Source organism: Streptomyces sudanensis (genome assembly GCF_023614315.1).
Lineage (GTDB): Bacteria > Actinomycetota > Actinomycetes > Streptomycetales > Streptomycetaceae > Streptomyces > Streptomyces sudanensis.
In genome coordinates, this window is the sequence record NZ_CP095474.1 from 1,450,424 (window position 1) to 1,459,296 (window position 8,873).

Annotated in this window: 6 protein-coding genes and 1 pseudogene; 3 read left to right on the top strand and 4 right to left on the bottom strand. The window is 73.3% G+C overall.

The annotated features are described in order from the left end of the window. Positions 1–138: 138 nt before the first annotated feature. On the top strand, positions 139–1,089 hold the full coding sequence (locus tag MW084_RS06660; RefSeq protein WP_010474489.1) for a hypothetical protein: 951 nt from the start codon (positions 139–141) through the stop codon (positions 1,087–1,089). A gap of 16 nt (positions 1,090–1,105) precedes the next feature. On the opposite strand, the gene MW084_RS06665 is transcribed toward MW084_RS06660, so the two are convergent. Together MW084_RS06665 and uvrA are read right to left on the bottom strand one after the other, a co-directional pair. Further along, complete coding sequence (locus MW084_RS06665) at positions 1,106–1,534, bottom strand: Rieske (2Fe-2S) protein (RefSeq protein WP_010474491.1); 429 nt, start codon at positions 1,532–1,534, stop codon at positions 1,106–1,108. A 275-nt stretch (positions 1,535–1,809) separates the two neighbouring features. Then, positions 1,810–4,728 carry an excinuclease ABC subunit UvrA gene (gene uvrA / locus MW084_RS06670; protein WP_010474493.1) on the bottom strand — a complete coding sequence of 973 codons (2,919 nt, stop codon included), beginning with the start codon at positions 4,726–4,728 and terminating at the stop codon, positions 1,810–1,812. Positions 4,729–4,926: 198 nt separating this feature from the next. Here uvrA and MW084_RS06675 point away from each other — a divergent pair, with 198 nt between their 5' ends. Next, positions 4,927–5,616, top strand: coding sequence for a maleylpyruvate isomerase family mycothiol-dependent enzyme (locus tag MW084_RS06675; protein WP_010474495.1), 690 nt, complete (start codon positions 4,927–4,929; stop codon positions 5,614–5,616). A 9-nt stretch (positions 5,617–5,625) separates the two neighbouring features. Then, positions 5,626–6,282 carry an MBL fold metallo-hydrolase gene (locus tag MW084_RS06680; protein WP_010474497.1) on the top strand — a complete coding sequence of 219 codons (657 nt, stop codon included), beginning with the start codon at positions 5,626–5,628 and terminating at the stop codon, positions 6,280–6,282. A gap of 203 nt (positions 6,283–6,485) precedes the next feature. Here the strand turns inward: MW084_RS06680 and MW084_RS06685 are convergent, their stop codons facing one another. Then, on the bottom strand, positions 6,486–7,460 hold the full coding sequence (locus MW084_RS06685; RefSeq protein WP_029553797.1) for a TerC family protein: 975 nt from the start codon (positions 7,458–7,460) through the stop codon (positions 6,486–6,488). Positions 7,461–7,716: 256 nt separating this feature from the next. Continuing rightward, positions 7,717–8,867: pseudogene (locus tag MW084_RS06690) on the bottom strand (TerD family protein); the annotation flags it as partial. Between the last annotated feature and the right edge of the window lie 6 nt (positions 8,868–8,873).

An 8,873-nucleotide genomic window follows, 5' to 3' on the forward strand; every position in this document is an offset into this window, starting at 1 on the left:
AACGCGCTTCAATGCGGGATGACGTCGTGGTGCGGGCGGCGGGCGCCGAGGGGCGGACGCCCCCGCGTGCCCGGTCCGCCGCCCCGCCCGCGCCGGAACGACGTCGCCCCCGCCGCACGCGAACGTCGAGGAGACCTCGTGGAACACACCGAGGCCGCGGCCGGTCTGGCGCAGCTCCTGCGCACCGGCCCGTTCCACCTGGCGCTCCGCGCGGCGCTCACGGCGCGGGGGCTGCCGCTGCAGCGGGTCCGGCACCACCTGGCGCACCGCGGCATCACGGTCGGGGTGACGAGCCTGTGCTACTGGCAGCAGGGCGCGCGGCGGCCCCAGCGGCCCGAGTCGCTGAGGGCGGTGCGGGCGCTGGAGGAGCTGCTGGGGCTGCCCCGGGAGTCCCTGATCCGCCTGCTCGACGGCGCACCGGACGGCCGGGCGGGCGGCGTACGGGGCGGCGCGGCGCGGCCGGCGGCCCGGGCGCACCGGCCGCCGGCGGGGGCGCCGGGGGTGGTGGAGCGGCTCGTCGCGGACCTGGGGCTGCCCGCGGACGGCGGACTGCACACGGTGGGGCACCACGAGCGGGTGCGGATCGGCGCGGAGCGGGAGCTGCTGGGGCGGGACTCCCTGCACGTGGTGCGGGCGCACCGCGACGGCGTGGACCGCCATGTGGCGGTCCACCGCGGGGACCCGGGGTGCGCGCCGGAGCGGGTGGTGGCGCGGGCGGGCGACAACTGCCGTGTCGGGCGGGTGCGGTGGCACCGGGCGGCCGGGGTGGTCGTCGCGGAGCTGCTGTTCGACGCGCCGCTGCGGGCGGGCGACACGTATGTGTTCGGGTACGGCTTCGAGGACGGTACGGGCGGGCCGAGCACCGAGTACGTGCGCGGGTTCCGCTTCGCGGGCGGGCAGTACGTCCTCCAGGTGGGGTTCCACGAGGAGGCGCTTCCGGTGCGGTGCCGGCGGTTCGCGCGGGCGTCGGCGGGGGCGCCGCGCGGGACGCGGGAGGACCTGGTGCCGAGCGGCCGGCACCGCACGGTGCACTTCGTGGAGCCGGGGGTGCGCCCGGGGCTCCTGGGGATCGGCTGGGACTGGGAGTAGGCCGGCGCCGAAGCGGTCAGTCCTGCGGGCCGGCGATGAGCCGGCCGTCCCGGACGGTGACGGGCACCTCGGGCAGCGGGACGGTCGCGGGGCCCTTGAGGGCCTTGCCCGTGGTGACGTCGAAGCGGCTGCCGTGGCAGGGGCAGTTGCCCTCGCCCTCCTCGATCCGGTCGAGGAGGCAGCCCGCGTGGGTGCACTGGGCGCTGAACACCCGGTACTCGCCCCGGGCCGGGCAGTGCACGAGGAGGCGCTGCTCGCGGTAGAGCCGGGCGCCGCCGACGGGCACCTCGGCTGCCGCGCCGAGGTCGACGGGCGCGGTCGGGGTGGGCGTGCGGGCATGGCCCAGCTTGGACTGGGTGGAGCAGGCGGCGGCCCCCAGCCCGGCGGCGCCGGCGAGGGCGGCCCCCTTCAGCACGGTACGGCGGGCGGCGGACTGGCCGGACATGGGCACTCCAGGTCGTGCGGGGGTGAGGACACGTCGGTACGACGGGTACGGACCCGACGATACCGACGCGGACCGCCGTCCCCGGGGCCGGGTTCCGCCCGGTCCGGCGCCGTGCCGGGCGGCTCGCCGGCGGCAGGTCCGTACAACGTGGACACACGCGAACGGGCCCCGTCCCTCGGGCGGCGCCGGAAGCACCCCCGCCCGGGCGGAACCGGGGACCCCGGTTCCGCCCGGGCGAGGGTGCGGAGCCCGGCCGGAGGACGGCCGGGGCGGGCTCAGCGGGCGGTGGCCGGGGCGGTCCTGCGCGCGGGCCGTCCCGCCTTCGCCTTCGCCGGTGCGGCGTCGCTGATCCGGCTCGGGTCCAGGATGTCGCGGAGGAACTTGCCGGTGTGGCTCGCGGGCACGCCCGCGACCGCCTCCGGCGTGCCCTCCGCGACGACGAGGCCACCGCCGCTGCCGCCCTCGGGGCCCATGTCGACCAGCCAGTCCGCCGTCTTGATCACGTCGAGGTTGTGCTCGATCACGATCACCGTGTTGCCCTTGTCGACCAGGTCCGACAGGACCTTGATCAGCTTCGCGATGTCCTCGAAGTGCAGACCGGTCGTCGGCTCGTCGAGGACGTAGACCGTGCGGCCGGTGGATCGCTTCTGGAGCTCGCCGGCGAGCTTGACGCGCTGCGCCTCGCCGCCCGACAGGGTCGGCGCGGACTGCCCGAGCCGCACGTACCCCAGCCCGACCTCGTTGAGGGTCCTGAGGTGGCGGGAGATCGTGGGGACGGCCTCGAAGAAGTCCAGCGCCTCCTCGATGGGCATGTCCAGCACCTCGGCGATGGACTTGCCCTTGTAGTGGACGTCCAGGGTCTCCCGGTTGTAGCGCGCCCCGTGGCAGACCTCGCAGGGCACGTACACGTCCGGGAGGAAGTTCATCTCGATCTTGATGGTGCCGTCGCCGGAGCAGTTCTCGCAGCGGCCGCCCTTGACGTTGAAGGAGAACCGGCCGGGCAGGTAACCGCGGACCTTGGCCTCCGTCGTCTCGGCGAACAGCCTGCGGATGTGGTCGAAGACCCCGGTGTACGTGGCCGGGTTGGACCGCGGGGTGCGGCCGATCGGCGACTGGTCGACGTGCACGACCTTGTCGACGAGGTCGTCGCCGTCCACGCGGGTGTGCCGTCCGGGCACGGACCGGGCGCCGTTCAGCTCGCGCGCCAGGTGGGTGTAGAGGATGTCGTTGACCAGCGTCGACTTGCCGGAGCCGGAGACGCCGGTGACCGCCGTGAGCACGCCCAGCGGGAACGACACGTCGATGTCGCGGAGGTTGTTCTCCCGGGCGCCGTGCACGGTCAGCCGCCGGGCGGGGTCGACGGGGCGGCGGGCGTCCGGGACGGGGATCGCCTTCCTGCCGGACAGGTACTGCCCGGTCACCGACTCCTCGTTGTCGAGGAGCTGCTTGAGCGGCCCGGAGTGGACGACCTTCCCGCCGTGCTCGCCGGCGCCGGGGCCGATGTCCACGACCCAGTCGGCGACCTTGATGGTGTCCTCGTCGTGCTCGACGACGATGAGGGTGTTGCCCATGTCGCGGAGCCGGACGAGGGTCTCGATCAGGCGGTGGTTGTCGCGCTGGTGGAGGCCGATGGACGGCTCGTCGAGCACGTACAGCACGCCCACCAGGCCGGAGCCGATCTGGGTGGCGAGCCGGATGCGCTGGGCCTCCCCGCCGGAGAGCGTGCCGGCCGCGCGGTTGAGCGACAGGTAGTCGAGGCCCACGTCGACCAGGAACCTCAGCCGCTCGTTGACCTCCTTCAGCACCCGCTCGGCGATCTTCTTGTCGCGGGCGCCGAGCGTGAGCCGGCCCAGGAAGTCGGCGCACTCGCTGATGGACATGGCGGAGACGTCCGCGATGGACTTGTCCATGATCGTCACGGCGAGGACGATCGGCTTCAGACGCGTCCCCTCGCAGGTGGGACAGGGCACCTCGCGCATGTAGCCCTCGAAGCGCTCGCGGCTGGAGTCGCTCTCGGCCTCGCTGTGGCGGCGCTTGACGAAGGGCAGGACGCCCTCGAAGGCGGTGGTGTAGGCCCGCTCCCTGCCGTACCGGTTGCGGTAGCGCACCTCGACCTGGGTCTTGTGGCCGTGCAGCAGGGCTTTCTTGGCGCGCTGGGGCAGGCCGGCCCACGGGATGTCGGTGCGGAAGCCGAGCGCCTGGGCGAGCGCGTCGACCAGCCGGCCGAAGTACTCCTTGGTGTGGCCGTGCGACCAGGGGTGGATGGCGCCCTCGTCGAGGGAGCGCTCCTCGTCGGGGACGACCAGCTCCGGGTCGACCTCCATGCGCGTGCCGATGCCGGTGCACTCGGGGCAGGCGCCGAAGGGCGAGTTGAAGGAGAAGGAGCGGGGCTCCAGTTCCTCGAAGGACAGGTCGTCGTACGGACAGTACAGGTGCTCCGAGTACATCCGCTCGCGTTCGGGGTCGTCCTCGGGCAGGTCGACGAAGTCGAGCACCACCATGCCGCCGGAGAGGCCGAGCGCGGTCTCCACGGAGTCGGTGAGCCGCCGCTTGGCGCTCTCCTTGACCGTCAGGCGGTCGACGACCACCTCGATCGTGTGCTTCTCCTGCTTCTTCAGCTGCGGCGGGTCGGTCAGCGGCACCGTCCGCCCGTCCACCCGGGCACGGCTGAAGCCCTTGGTCTGGAGGTCGGCGAAGAGGTCGACGAACTCGCCCTTGCGCTCGCGCACCAGCGGGGACAGGACCTGGAAGCGGCTGCCCTCGGGCAGCTCCAGCACCTTGTCGACGATCGCCTGCGGCGACTGCCGGGAGATCGGCCGGCGGCACTCGGGGCAGTGCGGCTTGCCGATGCGGGCGAAGAGGAGCCGGAGGTAGTCGTAGACCTCGGTGATCGTCCCGACCGTGGAGCGCGGGTTGCGCGAGGTGGACTTCTGGTCGATGGAGACCGCCGGGGAGAGCCCCTCGATGAAGTCGACGTCCGGCTTGTCCATCTGGCCCAGGAACTGCCGGGCGTACGAGGAGAGCGACTCGACGTAGCGGCGCTGGCCCTCGGCGAAGATCGTGTCGAACGCGAGGGACGACTTGCCCGACCCGGAGAGCCCGGTGAAGACGATGAGGGAGTCGCGTGGCAGGTCGAGCGAGACGTTCTTCAGGTTGTGCTCGCGCGCGCCACGGACGATGAGACGGTCGGCCACGCCGGGTCCGCACCTTTCTTGAGAGAAGCGGGGGATACAGCCCCCGTCTCCGACCCGCCCCAGCCTAAGGGGGCCCGCCAGAGGGATGACTGCCTGACTTCCAAGAATGCCTCCGTCGAGCCTATAGCACGTGCATTCGATTTCGGTCCATACTCCCTCACCTTCACCTGAACGAGTGGCGGCGCTACTGTCGGCCCCATGATCGATCACGTTCACGACCTGACCTCCGTACGCGAGGCGACCGACCGGCTGCTCTCCGCCGCCTCCGCGCTCGACGACGCCGCGGTCGCCGAGCCCTCCCGGCTCCCCGGCTGGACCCGCGGGCACGTCCTGGCCCACCTCGCCCGCAACGCGGACGCCCTGGTGAACGCCCTGCGCGGGCTGCCCATGTACACCAGCGCCGAGGCCCGCGAGGCGGACATCGAGCACGGCGCCGCACGTCCGCTCGCCGCCCACCTCGACGACCTGCGGGCCAGCGCCGACCGCTTCCGGGCCGAGGGCGACACGCCGGCCGACTGGGGCCGCACCGTGGAGCTCCGCAACGGAGTGACCGACCAGGCCGCCCGCATCCCCTTCCGCCGCCTCGTCGAGGTGGAGCTCCACCACGTCGACCTGAACGTCGGCTACGAGCTGGAGGACCTGCCCGGGGAGTTCGTCCAGCGGGAGATCGACTTCCTGACGGAACGGTTCGCCGGTCACCGGGACGTCCCCGCGACCACGGTCGCCGCCGAGGACGGCCGGACGTGGACGACCGGCGGCGGCGCGGCCGGCGGCCCGGTCACCGTGCGGGGCTCCGCGGCCGACCTGCTCGGCTGGCTCGCGGGCCGCCGCGACGGCTCCGCGCTGGAGGCCTCCGGAGGCGCCCTGCCCGCGCTGCCCCCGCTATAGGCTGGTCCCATGACGTACAGCGGAGCGGTGAAGGTCGGCGGACCCGCGGACGTGCACGAACTGACGGACCTGATCATCTCGAAGGTCGCCGTCGGGCCGATGGACAACAACGCGTACCTGCTGCGCTGCCGGGCCACCGGCGAGCAGCTGCTGATCGACGCGGCGAACGAGCCGCGGACCCTGCTCCGACTGATCGGTGACGACGGCATCACGGCCGTCGTCACCACCCACCGCCACCACGACCACTGGTACGCGCTGCGCGAGGTGGTGGCGGCCACCGGGGCCCGCACCCACGCGGGGCGGTACGACGCCGAGGGGATCGACGTGCCGACGGACGTCCTCGTCGAGGACGGCGACACGATCCGGGTGGGCCGGGTCGAGCTGACGGCGCGCCGCATGACCGGGCACACGCCCGGCTCGATCGTGCTGGCCTACGACGACCCCCACGGCCACCCGCACGTCTTCACCGGCGACTGCCTCTTCCCCGGCGGCGTCGGGAACACCCACAAGGACCCGGAGGCGTTCGCGAGCCTCCTGCACGACGTGCAGACCAAGCTGTTCGACGTGCTGCCGGACGAGACGTGGATCTATCCGGGGCACGGCCGGGACACCACGCTGGGCGAGGAGCGCCCGCAGATCCCGGAGTGGCGCGCACGGGGCTGGTGACCGCGCCCGGCACCCGTCTGCGGGTGTCCGCCGCGCCCCTCCCGCGGGCCGCGCGGCCCGGCCNGGNCCGTACACGGCCCGCCCCCCGGTCTCACACCCGCGCGGTCCGGCGGAGCGGCCGACGCGCCGGCTCGGAGGTCCCCGCCGGCGGAGGCGCCNNCNGGGGGAGGACCCGGCCGGCGCGCTGCCCGCGGCCGGTGGCGTCAGGCCTTCGAGGACCCGCTTCCCTCCTCGGCGGCCTGCCGGCGGGAGGCGACGAGGCTGGTGATCGTGGTGATGACGAGGACGCCGCAGATGACGGCCAGCGAGAACGGGATGGAAATCTCGGGGACGTGCACCCCCGACTCGTGCAGGGCGTGCAGCACGAGCTTCACGCCGATGAAGCCGAGGATGACCGACAGGCCGTAGCTGAGGTGGACCAGCTTCTCCAGCAGGCCGCCGATGAGGAAGTACAGCTGCCGCAGGCCCATCAGGGCGAAGGCGTTGGCGGTGAACACGATGTACGGGTCCTGGGTCAGGCCGAAGATCGCGGGGATCGAGTCCAGCGCGAACAGCACGTCCGTGGTGCCGATGGCGAGCATGACCACCATCAGCGGCGTCATCACCCGCTTGCCGTGCACCCGGAGGAACAGCTTGGTGCCGTGGTAGCGGTCGGCGACGCCGAAGCGCTGCTCGACCGCCCGGAGGAGGCGGTTCTCCTCGTACTCCTCGTCGAGCTCGTCGGACGAGGCCTCCTTGATCAGCTTCCAGGCCGTGTAGATCAGGAACGCGCCGAAGATGTAGAAGACCCACGAGAAGCTCGCGATGATCGCGGCGCCCGCGGCGATGAACACCGCCCGCAGGACGAGCGCGATGAGCACTCCGACCAGCAGCACCCGCTGCTGGAGGTGGGACGGCACGGCGAACTTCGCCATGATCAGGACGAAGACGAAGAGGTTGTCGACGCTCAGCGACTTCTCCGTGATGAAACCGGCGAAGAACTCCCCGGAGGCCCTGCCGTCGCCGAAGACGTACAGGCCCAGGCCGAACAGAACGGCCAGGGCGATCCAGACCCCCGTCCAGATCCCGGCCTCCTTGACCGACACGTCATGGGGCTTGCGCCCGATGAGGAAGTCGATCCCGATCAGGGTGACGAGACCGAGAACGGTCACCACCCACAAGGTCGTCGAAACGTCCACTGTGCCTCCGGCATCGTACGGCTACTGACCAGCGTCGCCGCTGCCGGAGGTCTCCTCCACCCGGGCGCCGCCCTGGACCGGACGGCGCGGGGCCGGCGCCCCGGGACCGGACCTCTGTCCGGCCGGTCCGTACTGACGGGCACGCCGCTGTGTGGGAGTACTCCCCTCCGCGTAAAGGAATCGTACGCCAAGAACCAAGGGAAGGTAAAGAAGCCGGTCGGGGGGCTCCGGCCGGCGGGGCCCCTCACCGGGCCGGTCAGTGGCTCCGGGCGCGGCGGGCCTCCGCGACGCTCGCGAGGACCCGGTGCAGCACCTCGCTCCCCTGCGGTACCCGCGGCGGCTCGTACGTCCAGGCGTGCCCCACCCACGGGTCCGCGATGTGGTCGTCCGGCACCGGGGTGAGCCGCAGCAGCGAACGCCACAGCGGGTCCAGCACCGGTCCGTACGCGCCGGCGTCCTCGCGGTCGGCGACCATCATCAGGTGCACGCCCACGGCCGGGCCCTCGTCGGCGAGGTACCGCAGCCGGGTGACGGCCCGGTCGTCGAAGCCGTGCGGGAAGTCGTTGACGACGAGCAGTTGCCCGGCCGTGTCCAGGTCCGGCGGGAGGGCGTCCGTGCCGGCGCCGCCGTGGAGGGCCATCTGCACCAGGTCCACGCGCCGGGTGAGCCGCTCCAGGACCGCCGCCACTCCCCCGGCCCCCGTCGCGGGGGGCTCGGCCAGCACGCCCGCGGCCGTGAGGGGGGCGAGCGCGGCGGCGCCCGAACCGGCCGGGTCGATCACGTGGACGGCGAGCTCGCCCGGCGGGTGGACGGCGAGGAGGCGCGCGGTGTGCGCGACGGCCGTGTCGAGGGCGAGGCGGCGCAGCCGGTCCTCGTCCACGAGCAGAGCCTGCTCGGAGCCGCGCCGGCCGCTGTCCACCCACAGGCCGCGCGCCAGGGGCAGTCCGACCAGCATCGGGATGCGCAGCTCGGGGCGCTCCCGCAGGTGGAGGTCGCCCAGGCGCAGCGCCATGGGGGCCGTCTCCGGGACGCGGTAGGCGTGCCACACCGGATGGTCCCAGCGGGCGAAGGCGGGCGGCAGCGCGGGCTCGACGACCTCGGACTCCGCGGTGAGCTGGGCGAGGTCCCGGTCGAGTGCCTCCTGCGCCCGGTCGGTGAGCTCCCGGCACCTGGCACGGGCCTCGGCGCGGGCGGTGTCGCCCGCGGTGCCGAGGCGGCTGCGCGGGTCGGACAGGACGGCGTCCAGCTCCTGCTGCATCCGCGACTCGGCGAACTCGACGGCGCCGCGGTAGGCGGCGGTGGTCCGGGCCAGGTCCTCGAACATGCCCCAGACCTGGTTGTGGAGGCGCTCCTCCATGGACCGCCCGGCCGCGTCGCCGGCGAACGGGGCCGGGCGGTCCATGGAGGNGCGCC